Genomic DNA, 16,325 nt, shown 5'->3' on the forward strand with positions numbered 1-16,325 from the left:
GGCCCATGACGGACGACACGGACGGCACGGACAGCGGCACGGACGAGGTGGCCGACGGCACGGGGGGCGACCCGGAGCGGGCCGCGCGAGCACGCCGCCTCGCGGCCTGGCACGCCTCCGAGCGGACGCTCGCACGGCCGTCGGCGAATGGGCGGATCGCCGAGCGGCTGGCCGCCCTTACGGCCGACGGCCCGTCGTACGGCGGGGACGAATACGTGGACGTCTACGGCGACGGGATCGTGGAGGAGCTGGAGCGGCGGGTCGCCGCACTGCTCGGCATGGAGGCCGCGGCGTTCTTCCCCACCGGCACCATGGCGCAGCAGATCGCGCTGCGCTGCTGGGCGGGGCGCACCGGCACCCCGGTGGTGGCGGTGCATCCGCTGGCGCATCTGGAGGTGCACGAGCGGGACGCGTATCTGACGGTGAGCGGGCTGCGCGCGGTGGCTACGACGCGCGAGCCGCGGCCGCCCACCGCCGAGGAGGTCCGCGACCTCGACGAGCCGTTCGGCACGCTCGCCCTCGAACTGCCGCTGCGCGACGCCGGATTCCTGCTGCCCGAGTGGGACGAGCTGGTCGCGGTCGTGGAGGCGGCCCGGGAGCGGGACGCGGTGGTGCACTTCGACGGGGCGCGGCTGTGGGAGTGCACGGCGCACTTCGGCCGGGGGCTGGAGGAGATCGCCGCCCTGGCGGACTCCGTCTACGTGTCCTTCTACAAGTCGCTCGACGGCATCTCGGGGGCCGCCCTGGCCGGGCCCGAGACCCTGGTGGCGGAGGCCAAGGCATGGCGCCACCGGTACGGCGGCCAGGTCTTCCAGCAGTGGCCGGCCGCACTGGCCGCGCTGGCCGGCCTGGACCGCGAACTGCCGAGGCTTCCGTCGTACGTGGCACACGCCCGGGTCGTGGCGGAGGCGCTGCGGAAGGCGTTCACGGCGGCGGGGGTGGCGTGGTCGCGGGTGCATCCCGAGGTGCCGCACACCCACCAGTTCCAGGTGTGGCTGCCGTATCCGGCGGCGGTGCTGGACGAGGCGGGGGTGCGGCTGGCGGAGGAGACCCGGACGACGCTGTTCCGGCGCTGGGCGGAGCCGGGGCCGCCCGGACTGGCCACCACGGAGGTGACGGTCGCCTCACCCGCACTGGAGTGGACCGCCGACGACGTCACGGCCGCGGCCGACGCCTTCCTGGCGCGGGTCCGGGAGCTCATGAAGGAGGACGGCTGACCGGCGCCGCAGGGCGTCGGACCCCTCTTACGGCGTGCACGGATCGCACGGCGTCCACGGATCGCACGGCTCTTACGGCTGTCGCGGCTCGTGCGCCTGCTGTCCCAGTCCACAGGACGCTGAGGGCCCTTACGGCGCGCAGCGCGTCCGTAAGGCGGCCATGACGGCCGCGGCGGCGGACCGGGCGCTCCGCCAGCACCCGCCGGAAGTCGCGGTACTCCCGCAGCTCCCGGAGGGTGCGCCAGTGGTGCCGGCCCGGTGCGGGCGGGGCGGGTTCGCCGCGCTGGGCGGCCCGGTACAGGTCGAGTGCGTACTGCTCGGCGAGGGACATGGCTCGACCGTCCGCCCGGCCCCGGGCGCGGGTCACGCCGATTGACGAGGGCCGTCAAACGAGGGCGGCGCCGACGGGGGACTCCCGCACCATGGGCACATGGCCAACGTCATCGACATCGCCGGGCTACCGCCCGAGCGCATCGTCTTCAGCCCGTCCCCGCTCGCCGAGCTGGGCGCCGCGCTCCATGTGCTGTCCGAGCCCGGCCACCACCCCGGGCTGCACGGCTGGGCCACCGCCACCGCCTCCGGCCTCAAACCGGATCTCGCGGACCGGCTGCACGAAGCCGACTTCCTGTGGCGCTCGGCCCGCTCCGATCTGCTCCTCCCGGCCGTCCCCGGGGCGACGCTCGCGGAGGAGCTGGACGCGCTGGACCGGATCGACGACGAAACGTTCGTGACGGCCGCCTTCGAGATCGCATGCTCCGCCTCGTACACCCAGCACACCCCCTCGCCGCTGGTCGACGCGGACGAACGGGCCCGGGTCCGCGAGATGGCGGCGGCCCGGGGGCCTCGGCAGGCGGCCTTCACCGATCGCATGCTGGCGGACCCGGACGGGCTGCGGGTGTGGTTGCGGCGGCTGCTGGAGGACTGCGACCAGGCGTTCTTCGCCGACACCTGGCGGCGGGTGCGCGTCCAGCTGGCCGCCGACGCCCGCCACAAGGCCGAGCTGCTACGGCGCAAGGGGCTCGCGGAGGCGCTGGCGGCGGCCTCGGCGGCGCTGTCGCTGTCGGAGGACGGGGACCGCGTCCTGGTCGACAAGCTGGCGGGCGGCCGTACGACGGCGTCCGGCGACGGCATCACCTTCATCCCGACCGCCTTCGGCTGGCCGCATCTCTTCGTCGTCCACGCCCCCGGCTGGCGCCCGGTGGTCCAGTACCCGGTCACCACCCCCGAGCTGCCCCCGCCCGCCGCCCTGGAGCTCGTCCAGCGCCGCCTCGATGCCCTGGCCCACCCGATGCGCATGCGCCTGTGCCGCACCCTCGCCCGCGGCCCGCACACCACCGGTGAACTCTCCGAGTCGCACGGCATCACGCCCCCGGAGGTCTCCCGCCATATCGCCGTCCTGAAGAAGGCCGGTCTCCTCACCACCCGCCGCCGTGGCCGCTATGTGCTGCACCAGCTCGAGCTGACCTCGGTGGCCCGGCTGGGCAGCGACTTCCTGGAGAGCGTCCTGCGGTAGGGCCGCATGCCCGGCCCCGCCCGCCTAGGATGTTCACCCCACAGCGAACATCAGCCGGGGCCGTGCGTGGGCCGTGAGCGGCGGAGGAGCAGAGCAGCGATGAGCAACCGGAGCCACCGGGCCGCGCCCGAGCACACCCACCCCGACGACGTCCCCGTGCAGACCGCGCTCGCGGCGCTCGCCGATCCCGTGCGGCTTCAGCTGGTCCGCGAGCTGGCCACGGCGGCCGACTGGGAGCGCACCTGCGGCACCTTCGACGTGCCCGTGGGCAAGGCGGCCCTCAGCCACCACTTCTCGGTGCTGCGCGCGGCCGGGCTGATCGAACAGCGCGACCAGGGCCCCAAGCGGGTCAACCGGCTGCGCCGCCCCGAGTTCGACCAGCGCTTCCCCGGACTGCTCGACCTGGTGTTGCGCGAGCGGCAGGAGGACAGTGCCCGCGGCGAGGACGAACGGTAAGGCGCCCACCCAGGCGGTAAGGCGCCCACCCAGGCGGTAAGACGCCCATCCAGGCAGTAAGACGCCCGCCCAGGCAGTAAGGCGGCCGTCACGGCGGTAAGGCGGCCGTCACCGCCGTGAACACGGCCGTAAGGACGCCGTCTCAGCGGGCCGGTCCGGCCGAGCCCCCGGCCCGTACCAGCCCCGTCTCATAGGCCATCACCACCACCTGCACCCGGTCGCGCAGCTCCAGCTTGGTGAGGATGCGGCCCACATGGGTCTTCACGGTCGCCTCGGACAGCACCAGCCGCGCCGCGATCTCGCCGTTCGACAGCCCCTGCGCGACCAGCAGCATCACCTCCCGCTCCCGGTCGGTGAGCCGCGCCAGCTCCGGACGGTCCCGGCCCACCGCCCCGCCGGCTCCCCCGCTGCCCGGCAGCATCGGCGCGAACCGGTCCAGCAGCCGGCGCGTCGTACTGGGCGCGACCACCGCGTCACCGCTGTGCACCGCGCGGATCGCCGTGAGCAACTCCTCCGGCGGCACGTCCTTGAGCATGAAGCCGCCCGCCCCGGCCTTGAGCGCGGAGAAGGCGTACTCGTCCAGATCGAACGTGGTCAGGATGATGACCTTCGGCGCCCCCTCCCGCTCGCATATCCGCCGGGTCGTCTCCACCCCGTCCAGCTTCGGCATCCGGACGTCCATGAGGACGACGTCCACCTCCGTGGAGCGCAGCGCCTCCAGCGCCTCCACCCCGTCTCCCGCCTCGGCGACGACCTCCATGTCGGGCTGGGCCGCGAGCACCATCCGGAAGCCGGTGCGCAGCAGCACTTGGTCATCGACGAGCATGACGCGGATCGACATCCGGACGGGTCCCTTCCCTCTGGCCGACAGCCGGCCGACAACCAGCCGACAACCTGGTCTGATGACGAGCACATACGGGCATACACGTGCACGTGCGGCTCATGGCGCGCCCACCGCTCAGCGGACCGGCTTCAGCGGCAGCAGTGCGCTGATCCGGAAGCCGCCGCCCGGCCGCGGGCCCGCGTCGAGCGTGCCGCCCACCATGCCGACGCGCTCCCGCATCCCGATCAGCCCGTGGCCGCTGCCGTCGGCGCCGCCGTCCTCGTACATCTCGCGCTGCGCACCCCGCCCGTCGTCCTCGACCAGCAGCCCGAGCCCGTCGTCGAAGTAGGTGAGGCGGACGCTCGCGCCCACGTCCGGGCCGCCGTGCTTACGGGTGTTGGTGAGCGCCTCCTGCACGATGCGGTACGCGGTCAGCTCGACCCCGCTGGGCAGCTGGCGCGGGCTGCCCACCACCTTGAAGTCCACCGGGAGCCCGGCGCCGCGCGCCTGCTCCACCAGCTCGTCGATCTGCTCGACGTCCGGCTGGGGGACGTACTCGTTCTCCTCGCCCGGCTCCCCGGTGCGCAGCACGCCCAGCAGCCGCCGCATCTCGGCGAGCGCCTGGCGGCCGGTGCCGGAGATCGTCTCCAGCGCCTGCCGGGCCTGTTCGGGCGAGGTGTCCATGACGTACGCGGCGCCGTCCGCCTGGACCACCATCACCGACACGTTGTGCGCCACGACGTCGTGCAGCTCCCGCGCGATCCGGGCGCGCTCGGCGGCCACCGCGACCTTCGACTGGGCCTCGCGCTCCTTCTCCAGCCGGGCGGCGCGCTCCTCGAGCTGGGCGTAGTAGGCGCGGCGGGTGCGGATCGAGTCGCCGAGCACCCAGGCCAGGACGAAGGGAATGGCCGCGAAGACCGTCGAGACGACGTTCGCCCACCAGGTCTGCTCGGCGTGCGGCCAGCGGAGGACCGAGAGGGGGGTCGCGCTGAGCGCCGCGCCCAGCGCGAAACGGGAGGCCGGGCGCGAGCAGGTGACCGCCACCGTGTAGACGATCACCAGCATGGCGAAGTCGGTGGGGTTGGGCCGGATGCCCGTGGCCATCTGGGCGACCCCGCACAGAATGGCCAGCGCCAGCATCTTCTCGGGGGCGCGGCGGCGCAGCGCGATCGTCGTGCCCAGCGCCAGGATGATCGGCACGGCCGCGCCCCGGGGCTCCGCGCCCACGGACGCCTCCACGAGCCACAGGAACCCGAAACCGACGAGGAGGACGGCCCAGAAGGTGTCCACCCCCGTCGGATGCCTGCGGAGGAATTCGTAGAGGCGCTGCACGTCACCCAGCGTAGGTAGCGCGGAGACCCTCTCGGGTCAGCCCGAGGGGCGATCCGTACCACCCGGTCCTACTCCCCAAGGTGGATACGACTCCGTTTAGCGTGGCGGAGTGGCGACTGAGCAGCATGAGTGGAGCGGATGGCGTACGGCGGCCGAACAGGCGCTGTACGGGATGGGCGGCTTCTTCCGGAGCGCGGAGGGCCCGGCGGGGCATTTCCGCACGTCGGTGCATGCCTCACCGCTCTACGCCCAAGCGGTGGCACGGCTGCTGGAGCGCGTGGACGAGGCGCTGGGACGCCCCGCGGAGCTGGCGCTGGTGGACCTGGGCGCCGGCCGCGGCGAACTGCTCACGGGGGTGCTCGCGCTGGCCCCCGGCCTGCCGCACGGACTGGGCCGGCGGCTGCGTGCGTACGCGGTGGAGCGGGCGGAGCGGCCGGCCGGCCTGGACGGGCGGATCGCCTGGCTCGACGCCCCGCCGGAGGGGTGCGTGGGGCTGCTGTTCGCCAATGAGTGGCTGGACAACGTCCCGGTGGACGTCGCCGAGACCGACGCGGACGGCGTGCCGCGCCGGGTCGAGGTGGATCTGACGGCCGGGGACGGCACCGAGCGGCTCGGCGCCCCGGTGGCCGGCGAGGACGCCGAATGGCTGGCCCGCTGGTGGCCCCTGGCGGGCGCCGAACCGGGGCTGCGGGGCGAGATCGGCCACCCGCGCGACGCCGCCTGGGCACGGGCCGTGCGCTCCCTGCGGGCGGGCCTGGCGGTCGCCGTCGACTACGCCCACGAACGCGCCGCCCGTCCCCCCTTCGGCACGCTGACCGGCTTCCGGGCGGGGCGCGAGGTCCGGCCCGTCCCGGACGGCTCGTGCGATCTGACGGCGCACGTCGCGATGGACGCGTGCGCCGCCGCGGCCGGGCCCGGCTCCGGGCTGATGACGCAGGCCGAGGCGCTGCGTGCCCTGGGCCTCGACGCCCGTCGCCCCCCGCTCACCCTGGCCACCACCGACCCCGTCGGCTACGTCCGCGCCCTCAGCGCGGCGGGCGAGGCCGCGGAGCTGACCGACCCGGCCGGTCTGGGCGCCTTCACCTGGCTCCTCCACCCGGTGGGTCCCGCCTGCGCCGCCCTCCGCCACCTGTGACCGGCGGCGGACATCCCAAGGAGCGCAGGAGCCCCGTCCGGGGCCGGGGAGCACCCGCGAGGGGCGTTCGGGGAGCTGAGAGACTGGGGGCATGACGGAGACGACGGTCGGCATCGGCGGCGCCGCGGAGAGCACGGACATGGTGCTCAACATCGGCCCACAGCACCCCTCCACCCATGGCGTGCTGCGGCTTCGGCTGGTCCTCGACGGGGAGCGGATCCACAGCGCCGAGCCGGTGATCGGCTATATGCACCGGGGCGCGGAGAAGCTCTTCGAGGCGCGCGACTACCGGCAGATCATCATGCTCGCCAACCGCCACGACTGGCTCTCCGCCTTCTCCAACGAGCTCGGCGTGGTCCTGGCCGTCGAGCGGATGCTGGGCATGGAGGTCCCGGAGCGGGCGGTGTGGACCCGTACGCTGCTCGCCGAGCTCAACCGGGTCCTGAACCACCTGATGTTCCTCGGCTCCTACCCCCTGGAGCTGGGCGGCATCACGCCGATCTTCTACGCGTTCCGGGAGCGCGAGGACCTCCAGCACGTCATGGAGGAGATCTCCGGCGGCCGGATGCACTACATGTTCAACCGGGTCGGCGGCCTCAAGGACGACCTCCCGGCGGGCTGGCTGGGCCGGGCCCGGCAGGCCGTGGCCGAGGTGCGCTCGCGGATGGACGTGTACGACGACCTGGTGCTCGGCAACGAGATCTTCCGCGGCCGCACCCGCGACGTCGGCGTGCTGGCGCGCGAGACGGTGCACGCCTACGGGGTCAGCGGCCCCATCGCGCGGGCCTCGGGCGTCGACTTCGACCTGCGGCGCGACGAGCCGTACCTGGCGTACGGGGACCTCCAGGACGTCCTCAAGGTCGTCGTCCGCGAGGAGGGCGACTGCCTCGCCCGTTTCGAATGCCTGCTGGAGCAGACCCACAACTCCCTGGCGCTGGCCGACGCCTGCCTGGACCGGATCGAAGCGCTCCCGCCGGGCCCGATCAACCAGCGGCTGCCGAAGGTGCTCAAGGCGCCCGAGGGCCACACCTACGCCTGGACCGAGAACCCGCTCGGTCTCAACGGCTACTACCTCGTCTCCAAGGGCGAGAAGACGCCGTACCGGCTGAAGCTCCGCTCGGCCTCGTACAACAACATCCAGGCGCTCACCGAGCTGCTGCCGGGCACCCTCGTCGCCGACATGGTGGCGATCCTGGGGTCGCTCTTCTTCGTCGTCGGCGACATCGACAAGTAGTCCGCGAGCAGCCGTCCGCGAGCAGCCGGTGCCGGCGGCGGGCCGCGCGGGCGATCCCCTTACGAGATCGCGCTGCGCAGCTCCCCGAGGTCGATGTGCTCGGTGTCGTCGTGCGCGGTCAGGTCGATGACCTCGCCGACCGCACCCTTCCTGGTCTCCGCGAGGGTCTCGTCGCCGATCACGTCGGCGAGGTCCTCCTCGGCCGGTGCGGGCGCCCGCTTCTGCTTCTTCGGGTGCTTCTTCTGGGTGCCGAAGTAGTCGAAGCCGCCCTCCGAACGGGAGGCGGCCCGGCGCGCCGCGGCATACGGCACCACCGCCGAGGCGGCCGTACGGGCGTGGGTACGCGGCTCGCGGGGGCCGTCGTCGTCCTGCCCGCCGGCCGCCGGGGACTTCCCCAGCGGGGCGGCACCGTCCCCTCGGTCCTCGTCCCGGTTCTCGGACCGGTTCCCGGGCCGGTTCTCGTCCCGGTTCGCGGGCCGGGTCTCGTCGCGGTTCGCGGGCCGGGTCTTCCGGTCGCCCTGCTCCGCGTCTCCCTCCGGGGCCGCGGGCCGGGCGTCGGTCGTCCGGGCGTCCGCCGCGGCGGCCTGCTCCCGCCGCTCCTTCTGCCGTCGCGCGCTCTCCTTGAGCCGGTTCAGCGCCTCGTCGGCCTTGGCGTACGCGGCGGCCGACAGCGCGGCGGTCCCGGAGGCGGAGTCACCGGCCCCGGAGGGGGACTCACCAACCCCAGAGGCCGGCTCATCGGTCCCGGTGGCCCCGGGCGCCGCCTCCAGTTCCCTCGCCGGGGTGGTCGCGGCCTCCAGCGCGAGCCGGCGGCGGCCCTCCAGGGCGCTGGCCCGCTCGGTCTCGGCCGTGGCGTAGCGGCGCAGCAGCTCGGCGTGCTCATTGCGCAGCCGGGCGAGCTCGGCGCGTTTGGCCCGCAGCCGGGTGTTGAGCGCGACGCGGAGCTCGACCGCCTTCTCGGCGTCCGCCTCGAGCTCCGCGATCCGCTCCTCGTACTTCATCTCCTGGCGCGCGGCCTCACTCGCGGCCTCCGCGACCCGGCGGCCGGCCGAGCGGTCCCAACGGCGCATCAGAACGGCACCGACGACCGCGGCGGCGGCCGCGGTCGCGGCGCATCCGCGGATCACGGCCGTGTCGCCGACCAGCCAGGCACCGGCGGCACAGGTTATTGACGCGGCTGCGACCGAAACCGGGAGAAGGAGCCTGTGCAGCGGTGGGGATTGGCGGTGGCGTCCACGTGGCATGGCCCGAAACTTACCGTGCAAAGGGGTCGCTTGGGTGCCCGCCGGGCCAGATCCGTTGTCAATCCGTTGGCAAATACGGTGGTGGCGCGGCGATGATCACTTACCGAACCCTCCCGAGCGGGGTTTTGATCCTACTTCACCAGTCCCTTGTCCCGCAGGTAGTCATCGGCGACCTCGGCCGGCTTGAGCCGCTCGGCGTCGACCTTCTTGTTGAGTTCGGCCAGATCCGTGGTCGTCAACACGGTGTTCAGCTTGTTCAGCGTGTCCGCGATCTTCTGCGAACCAGCGGACTTCGCATTCACCACGGGAAGTACGTTGTCGGCATTCTGGAGATTTTTGTCGTCGTCGAGCAGCACCAGTCCGAACTGATCAAGCGTGCTGTCCGTGGTCGTGGTCAGGACCATCTGGTCCTTACCGTCCTTGACCGCCTGCTTGGCCTGGACGCTGCCGATGTCCAGCGGGTCGATCCCGGCGACGTCGATGCCGTACGTCTTCTCCAGACCCGGCTGGCAGAAGGGCCGCTTCGGGCATTCGTCACCCGCCGCCAGGGTGACCTTCTGCTTCGACTTCCCGAGGTCGGAGAGCGTCTTGAGGTCGTGCTTCCGGGCGAAGTCACGGCTGACCGCGAAGGCGTTCTGATCCACGGCCTTACCCGGGTCCAGCACCTTCAGTCCGCGCGGTCCGGCGAGCTTCTTCAGCGCCGTGACCGTCTCGTCGATGTCCGAGGAGGCCACCGGGGCGGCATTCGACCCGTTCTTCTTCTGGTTGAGGAATTCGGCCAGCGTCGCCGCGTACTCCGGTACGACATCCATCTGGCCCTTCTCCAGGGCCGGTTCATACAGCTCGCGGGCGTCCACCGTCTTGATCGAAGTGGAATAGCCGGCGTCCTTCAGAAGCCCCGCGTACAGCTCCGCGAGGATCTTCGACTCGGAGAAGGAGGCGGACCCGATCACCAGCGAGCCCTTGCCCGGTTCACCGGAGCTGTCGCCGCCGCCCGACTTCTCCAGGCTGTCGCCGCCACAGGCGGTCAGACCGGCCGTCAGCACGGCGGCTCCCGCCACGGCGGCCGCCGCCCGATAGATCTTGCTCATGGGTTCCCCATCCATTGTTGTCAGCGTTGTGCGCGCCATCCGCGCCGTCCGCGCTCGGCATCCGGTCACGGGGCCCCCGCGCCGTGTGCTACGTCGTCAGCGCGGGTGACGTGGGCGCCTGGTCGGCGGGCGGGCGCTGGGCGGCGGCCGGCCGCCGCCCCGTCCTGCGCCGCATCGGGTCCAGCACCAGGCCCAGCACCACGAAGACGCCCTCGACCGCCAGCGCGAGGGCGGCGACCAGCACCGCCCCGGCCACCACCTGCGGGGTGTCGGTGAGCCGGAAGCCCGCCGTGATGATCCGGCCGAGCCCGCCGCCGCCGGGCAGCGCGGCCAGCGTCGCGGTGGCCACGACCTGCACCGCGGCGGTCCGCACCCCCGTCATGACGAGCGGGAACGCCAGCGGCAGCTCGACCCGACGGATCAGCTGGCCGCCGGTCATCCCCATGCCGCGGGCCGCCTCCACGACCTCCCGGTCCGCCTCGCGCACCCCGACATAGGCGTTGGTGAGCAGCGGCGGGATGGCGAACAGCACCAGCGCGATGATCGTGGGCCACTGACCGTGCGACCCCAGCGGGCTGAGCAGCAGCAGCACCAGCACGGCGAAGGTGGGCACGGCGCGCCCCGCGTTGGAGATGTTGACCGCGAGCGCGCCGCCCTTGCCGATGTGGCCGAGCGCCACGGCGATCGGCAGCGCCACCGCGCAGGCGATCGCCAGGCAGACGAAGGTCAGGAACAGATGCTGGCCGAGCCGGTGCCACACCCCGTCGGGCCCGGTCCAGTGCGAACCGGTGGCCAGCCAGGTCCACGCCTTGGCGACGACGTCCATCAGGCGGTGCCCTTCCGACTCTTGCGCGTCCACGGCGTCAGCAGCCGCTGGAGGGCGAGCAGCAGCAGATCCGCCACGACCGCCAGCGCCACGCACAGCACCGAGGCGGTGAGCACCTCGGCCTTGAAGAAGCTGCGCATGCCCTCGTAGATGAGGTTGCCGAGGCCGCCGTAGCCGATGATCGCGCCCACCGTGGTGAGCGAGACCGTGGAGACGGTCGTGATCCGCAGACCGGCCATCAGCGCGGGCAGCGCGAGGGGCAGTTCCACGCCGAAGAGCAGCCGCAGCGGGCCGTATCCCATGCCCCGGGCCGCCTCCCGCGCCTCCTCGGGCACCGAGGCGAGACCGGCCATGATGTTGCGCACCAGGATCGTCAGCGAATAGAGCACCAGGCCGGTGATCACCACCGCGGCCGAGATCCCGAACACGGGCAGCAGCAGCGAGAACATCGCCAGCGACGGCACCGTGTAGAGGATCGTGGTCAGCCCCAGCACCGGTCCGGCCACGGCCCGCCAGCGGCGGGCCAGCAGCGCCAGCGGAAAGGCGACCACCAGACCGATCGCGACCGAGGCGAGTGTGATCCACACATGTTCGAGCGTCGCGTCCGTCAGCTCCTGACCACGTGTGCGTACATACTCACCGCATATCCACTCGTTACTGATCAGACAGTTTCCGTCGGCCATACGCTCACCTCCCCCGTCGGTCGCGGACCGGTTGCCCTTCACCAATTCCTGGTGACCCTAACCCCGGGAGATGACAATCTCGTCCGATCGCCACACAACAGCAACAATGTCTGCCACGAATGCGGCAACAATGGGGAGCCATGATCCGTTTCGAGCATGTCACCAAGCGCTACGCCGATGGCACAACGGCCGTGGACGGCCTCTCCTTCGAGGTGGCGGAGGGTGAGCTGATCACGCTCGTCGGCCCCTCGGGCTGCGGCAAGACCACGACGATGAAGATGGTGAACCGGCTCATCGAGCCGACGTCGGGGCGGATCCTGGTGGACGGCGAGGACATCGCCGAGGCGGATCCGGTCGCCCTGCGCCGCCGGATCGGCTACGTCATCCAGCAGGTCGGGCTCTTCCCGCACAAGACCGTGCTGGAGAACACCTCCACCGTGCCGCATCTGCTGGGCTGGCAGCGGAAGAAGGGGCGGGAGCGCGCCGCCGAGCTGCTCGACCTGGTCGGCCTCGACCCGTCCGTCTACGGCGACCGCTACCCCGACCAGCTCTCGGGCGGACAGCGGCAACGCGTCGGCGTGGCCCGCGCGCTGGCCGCGGATCCGCCGGTGCTGCTGATGGACGAGCCGTTCGGCGCGGTCGACCCGGTCGTCCGGGAACATCTGCAGAACGAATTCCTGCGCCTTCAGTCGCAGGTGCGCAAAACGGTGCTCTTCGTGACCCATGACATCGAGGAGGCGGTCCGGCTCGGGGACCGGATCGCGGTCTACGGGTCGGGGCGGATCGAGCAGTTCGACACCCCCGCCACGGTGCTGGGCGCGCCCGCCACCCCGTATGTGGCCGACTTCGTCGGCGCCGACCGCGGGCTGAAGCGGCTGTCGGTCACCCCCATCGAACCCGGCGACCTGGAACAGCCGCCCGTCGTCCACCTCGACGACCCGCTCCCCAAGGCGGCCGCCCGGCTGGCCTCGGACGGGGCGCGCTGGGCCGTCGTCCTGGACGACGCGGAGCGGCTGCACGGCTGGATCCCGGCGGACGCGGCCGACGGCGAGAAGGGGACCGTACGGGACCACGCGCGCCGGATGGAGGCGTGGCTGCCGGTCGGGGCGCCGCTCAAGCAGGCGTTCAGCACGATGCTCCAGCACGACGCGGGCTGGATCGCGGTCCTCGACGAGGACCGCTTCCTCGGCGTCCTCACCCCGGCCCGCCTGCACGAGGCCCTGCGCCGCTCGATCGACGCCGACGCGGGCGGCGTCGCCCGCGGTGACGTCCAGCTCCAGACCGTCGCCGACGCGTAGGGGGCTCCGCCCCCGTCGACCACGGCACGCGCCCCCGGCCCGCGCCGCGCGCCCGCGGCGAGGGGCCCCGCGCAACCCGTGCCGAAGACCCGCACCCGCCCCCGCGCGAGCCCGCACACCCCACTCCGGGACCAGGCCCGCACACAACGCACAGGCCCGCGCGCCTCGCACGGGCAGCGCCCTGCCACGCGGCGGAGCCGCTGGGCAGCACCACCGCCCGGCAAGGCGCCATACGGCGGAGCCGCTGGGCAGCACCAGCGTGCGGCAGGGCGCCATGCGGCGGAGCCGCGCGGAGGGCGGGTGTGGGGCGGGAAAACGGCCGCCTCAGCGGTCGCCGAGGCGGCCGGCGAGCCACTCCAGCGCGGCGGGCAGTTCCCGCTTCCAGGTGTTGAAGTTGTGACCGCCGGTGTCCAGGATGATCGACGAGATGCGGGTGGGCTCCCCGCGCCGGTTCAGCCGCTTCACCTTGTTCACGAAGCGCACGGTGTCCTGGTAGTTCTGCTCGCCGTGCGCGCTGCTGGAGACCAGTAGCGACACCGGCGGCGCCGGCTTGTGGTCCAGCCGCCACATCAGGTCGTTCTCCCGCTCCAGCCGCTCGCTGCCGCCGAACAGATCGCCGGTGGTCGCGTCGATCGGCGCCCGGTACGACGGGGAGAGTCCGGCGGCCGCGGAGAACGCGTCGGGGTGGCGCATCGCCATCTTCAGGGCGCAGTAGCCGCCGGTGGAATTCCCGATGACGCCCCAGTTACGGGCCCGCTTGCCCACCCGGTAGTGCTGGGCCACGGCCTTGGGCAGGTCCTCTGTGAAGAACGTCTCGGTCTGCGGGCCCCTGGGGACGTCCACGCATTCGGTGTCGCGCGGCGGTGCGACCGTCGGCCGCATCATCACCAGCACGAGGGGCTGCATTTTCCCCGAAGCGACCAGCTTGTGCGCCTTCTGGGGATATTTCAGGCCATTGATGAGGGATTCGGTGGTGCCCGGATAGCCGGTCAGCACCAGCGCGGCGGGGAAGGTCCGCCGGGCGTACTCGGGCCGGAAGTACTCCGGCGGCAGATAGACGTAGGCGGGGCTCACGATCCGCGAGACCGGCCCCTGGATGTCCACCTTCTCGATCCGCCCGGCGACCTCGGGCGACGAGTCGCCCGCCACGGCCAGGTGGCGGGTGTCGGTGACCCGCACCCGGGTGCCCGGCGTGTCGTGGTCCACCACGACACCCGGCTCGTCCTGCGTACCGAACAGGTCCGACCAGGAGCCGTAGAAACCGAAGGACTGGTTGGCGAACAGCCCGACCGCCACGAACACGGTCAGCTGCGTGCCCAGCAGCAGACCGGCCCGGCCGAGCACGGGGGCCACCCCGCGCCCGGCCAGCCGGGGCCACAGCCATATCGTGACCGCGAACAGCAGCAACGCCGCGACGGCCGCCGCGATCACGATGTTGTTGCTCGTGAGACCCATCACTATCTTTCTGCCGGGCGGTCGGCTCCGGGCCACCGGGGGCGCCTCCCAGCGGTGGCCGGGGAAGCAACCCCGCTCCCTCGAACGCCGTCTTACTGGACGCAAATCGTGCGGATGCCGCGCAACAGAACCAAAGATCCCCTTGACCGATGCGACGGGAATGGACATGCCTGACAGTCAAGATGCCGAAACGTCCGGAGAGGTTCCCACCCGGTTTCGGCGCCTGCTGCGCGGTCCTAGGCCGGAGGCGGTGCCGACGGCCGTCGGCACCGCCTGCACGCTGATCGGGCTGATGGACATCGTCTTCCCCCGGCTGCGGCACAGCAGGGTGCACGCCCTCGCCGAGCTGCTGCCGGGCGCCGTGAGCTCCCTGGCGGCCGCCGCGTCGATCGTGGTCGGCCTGCTGCTGCTGATGCTGGCCCACGGCCTCAAGCGGCGTAAGCGGCGGGCCTGGGTCGCGGCCGTGGGGCTGCTGCCCGTCGGCGCGGCCGCACAGCTGCTCTACCGGCACTCGATCATCGGCATGGCCCTCTCCCTGGTCCTGATGGCGGTGCTGATCCGCTACCGCGCCGAGTTCGCGGCGCTGCCCGATCCGCGCAGCCGCTGGATGGCGCTGGCCAATTTCGTGGGTCTGGGCGCGGTCAGTGTCGGCGTCGGGCTGCTCATCGTGCGCTCGCACCCGCACTCCATCGAAGGCCGTCCCTCGCTCGGCGATCAGCTGGAACACGTCCTGTGGGGTCTGTTCGGCTTCGAGGGGCCGGTCGACTACCGCCACGGCGCGGACTACACCGTCGGCTACTCGCTCGGCGCGCTCGGCCTGCTGACCGTCGCCACCACCGCCTATCTCGCCTTCCGTCCCGAACACCCCGCCGCCCGGCTCACCCCGCGGGACGAGGAGCGGCTGCGGGACCTGCTCGCCGCCCACGGGGGCCGCGACTCGCTCGGCCACTTCGCGCTCCGCCGCGACAAGGGCGTGGTCTTCTCCCCCAGCGGCAAGGCCGCGGTCTGCTACCGCGTGGTCTCCGGGGTGATGCTCGCCAGCGGCGACCCGGTCGGCGACGTGGAGGCGTGGCCCGGCGCCATCGCCCGCTTCATGGACGAGGCGCGGGCCCACTCCTGGACCCCGGCGGTGATGGGGTGCAGCGAGACCGGCGGCGAGGTGTGGACCCGGGAGACCGGCCTGGACGCGCTGGAACTCGGCGACGAGGCCATCGTCGATGTGGCGGACTTCACCCTGTCCGGCCGTGCCATGCGCAACGTGCGCCAGATGGTCAAGCGGATCGAGCGGGCCGGCTACCGGACCCGGGTGCGGCGCGCCGCCGACCTGAGCCCCGAGGAGCTGGAGACCATCCGGCGCGCCGCCGCCGACTGGCGGGGTACCGACACCGAGCGCGGCTTCTCCATGGCGCTGGGCCGGATCGGCGACCCGGCGGACGGGGACGCGGTCATCGCCACCGCCCACAAGACCGCCGCCGAGGGCGCCGAGGAGGGCCCGTACGGGGACTTGAAGGCCGTCCTGCACTTCGTGCCGTGGGGTCCGGACGGGATGTCGCTGGACCTGATGCGGCGCGACCGGAGCGCCGACCCGGGCATGAACGAGCTGCTGATCGTGGCCGCGCTGCGGGCCGCCCCCGAGCTGGGCGTGCGGCGGGTGTCACTGAACTTCGCGATGTTCCGCTCGGCGCTGGCGCGCGGCGAGAAGCTGGGCGCCGGCCCGGTGCTGCGGGGCTGGCGGGCGCTGCTGGTGTTCCTCTCCCGCTGGTTCCAGATCGAGTCGCTGTACAAGTTCAACGCCAAGTTCCAGCCGCGCTGGGAGCCGCGCTTCGTGGTCTTCCGCAACACCCGCGACCTGCCCCGGATCGGCCTGGCCGCGATGCAGGCCGAGGGGTTCGTCTCGCTGGCCCTGCCCCGGCTGCTGCGCCGCGGACCGCGCCCCGAGCGCCGGCCGTGCGCCCATCGGCACCTGACCGAGGGCCGGGAGCTGCGCCAGGCGGCCTGACCAGCCAGCCGACGGTCGG

General features: G+C 72.7%; 15 protein-coding genes. 7 read left to right on the forward strand and 8 right to left on the reverse strand.

Features of this window, described 5'->3' with window-relative positions:
* Window positions 1-5: 5 nt before the first annotated feature.
* Window positions 6-1,217 carry a threonine aldolase family protein gene (locus N6H00_RS18815; RefSeq protein WP_268972926.1) on the forward strand — a complete coding sequence of 404 codons (1,212 nt, stop codon included), beginning with the start codon at window positions 6-8 and terminating at the stop codon, window positions 1,215-1,217.
* Here the strand turns inward: N6H00_RS18815 and N6H00_RS18820 are convergent.
* Window positions 1,198-1,548: a hypothetical protein gene (locus N6H00_RS18820; RefSeq protein WP_268972927.1), complete on the reverse strand. Its 351-nt coding sequence runs from the start codon at window positions 1,546-1,548 to the stop codon at window positions 1,198-1,200. The two genes, N6H00_RS18815 and N6H00_RS18820, sit on opposite strands and share 20 nt — an antisense overlap.
* 99 nt (window positions 1,549-1,647) lie before the next feature.
* Between N6H00_RS18820 and N6H00_RS18825 the strand changes: the two genes are divergently transcribed.
* Together N6H00_RS18825 and N6H00_RS18830 are read left to right on the forward strand one after the other, a co-directional pair.
* Window positions 1,648-2,730: a DUF5937 family protein gene (locus N6H00_RS18825; protein ID WP_268972928.1), complete on the forward strand. Its 1,083-nt coding sequence runs from the start codon at window positions 1,648-1,650 to the stop codon at window positions 2,728-2,730.
* A gap of 99 nt (window positions 2,731-2,829) precedes the next feature.
* Entirely contained in the window at window positions 2,830-3,186 is a 357-nt protein-coding gene (locus tag N6H00_RS18830) for an ArsR/SmtB family transcription factor (RefSeq protein WP_268972929.1), read from the forward strand.
* A 142-nt stretch (window positions 3,187-3,328) separates the two neighbouring features.
* Here the strand turns inward: N6H00_RS18830 and N6H00_RS18835 are convergent, their stop codons facing one another.
* Both N6H00_RS18835 and N6H00_RS18840 read right to left on the reverse strand, forming a co-directional pair.
* Window positions 3,329-4,027: a response regulator transcription factor gene (locus N6H00_RS18835; protein ID WP_268972930.1), complete on the reverse strand. Its 699-nt coding sequence runs from the start codon at window positions 4,025-4,027 to the stop codon at window positions 3,329-3,331.
* Between the two features lie 117 nt (window positions 4,028-4,144).
* A complete protein-coding gene (locus N6H00_RS18840; RefSeq protein WP_268972931.1) occupies window positions 4,145-5,341 on the reverse strand; it encodes a sensor histidine kinase in 1,197 nt (398 codons plus the stop codon).
* A gap of 109 nt (window positions 5,342-5,450) precedes the next feature.
* Here N6H00_RS18840 and N6H00_RS18845 point away from each other — a divergent pair, with 109 nt between their 5' ends.
* Window positions 5,451-6,476, forward strand: coding sequence for an SAM-dependent methyltransferase (locus tag N6H00_RS18845; RefSeq protein ID WP_268972932.1), 1,026 nt, complete (start codon window positions 5,451-5,453; stop codon window positions 6,474-6,476).
* Window positions 6,477-6,567: 91 nt separating this feature from the next.
* On the forward strand, window positions 6,568-7,710 hold the full coding sequence (locus N6H00_RS18850; RefSeq protein WP_268972933.1) for an NADH-quinone oxidoreductase subunit D: 1,143 nt from the start codon (window positions 6,568-6,570) through the stop codon (window positions 7,708-7,710).
* Between the two features lie 59 nt (window positions 7,711-7,769).
* On the opposite strand, the gene N6H00_RS18855 is transcribed toward N6H00_RS18850, so the two are convergent.
* From N6H00_RS18855 to N6H00_RS18870, 4 genes are all read right to left on the reverse strand, one after another.
* On the reverse strand, window positions 7,770-8,837 hold the full coding sequence (locus N6H00_RS18855) for a hypothetical protein (RefSeq protein ID WP_268972934.1): 1,068 nt from the start codon (window positions 8,835-8,837) through the stop codon (window positions 7,770-7,772).
* Between the two features lie 248 nt (window positions 8,838-9,085).
* Window positions 9,086-10,045 carry an ABC transporter substrate-binding protein gene (locus tag N6H00_RS18860; RefSeq protein ID WP_268972935.1) on the reverse strand — a complete coding sequence of 320 codons (960 nt, stop codon included), beginning with the start codon at window positions 10,043-10,045 and terminating at the stop codon, window positions 9,086-9,088.
* Window positions 10,046-10,133: 88 nt separating this feature from the next.
* Window positions 10,134-10,871 carry an ABC transporter permease gene (locus tag N6H00_RS18865; protein ID WP_268972937.1) on the reverse strand — a complete coding sequence of 246 codons (738 nt, stop codon included), beginning with the start codon at window positions 10,869-10,871 and terminating at the stop codon, window positions 10,134-10,136.
* Entirely contained in the window at window positions 10,871-11,554 is a 684-nt protein-coding gene (locus tag N6H00_RS18870) for an ABC transporter permease (RefSeq protein WP_268972938.1), read from the reverse strand. Before N6H00_RS18870 ends, N6H00_RS18865 begins: the two co-directional genes overlap by 1 nt.
* 140 nt (window positions 11,555-11,694) lie before the next feature.
* On the opposite strand from N6H00_RS18870, the gene N6H00_RS18875 reads away from it, so the two are divergent.
* Window positions 11,695-12,852, forward strand: coding sequence for an ABC transporter ATP-binding protein (locus N6H00_RS18875; protein ID WP_268972939.1), 1,158 nt, complete (start codon window positions 11,695-11,697; stop codon window positions 12,850-12,852).
* Window positions 12,853-13,176: 324 nt separating this feature from the next.
* Here the strand turns inward: N6H00_RS18875 and N6H00_RS18880 are convergent, their stop codons facing one another.
* Window positions 13,177-14,307 carry an alpha/beta hydrolase gene (locus N6H00_RS18880; protein WP_268972941.1) on the reverse strand — a complete coding sequence of 377 codons (1,131 nt, stop codon included), beginning with the start codon at window positions 14,305-14,307 and terminating at the stop codon, window positions 13,177-13,179.
* A gap of 166 nt (window positions 14,308-14,473) precedes the next feature.
* Here N6H00_RS18880 and N6H00_RS18885 point away from each other — a divergent pair, with 166 nt between their 5' ends.
* Window positions 14,474-16,306 carry a phosphatidylglycerol lysyltransferase domain-containing protein gene (locus N6H00_RS18885; protein WP_268972943.1) on the forward strand — a complete coding sequence of 611 codons (1,833 nt, stop codon included), beginning with the start codon at window positions 14,474-14,476 and terminating at the stop codon, window positions 16,304-16,306.
* Window positions 16,307-16,325 lie beyond the last annotated feature (19 nt).

Source organism: Streptomyces sp. S465, from assembly GCF_026898115.1.
Classification (GTDB): domain Bacteria; phylum Actinomycetota; class Actinomycetes; order Streptomycetales; family Streptomycetaceae; genus Streptomyces; species Streptomyces luomodiensis.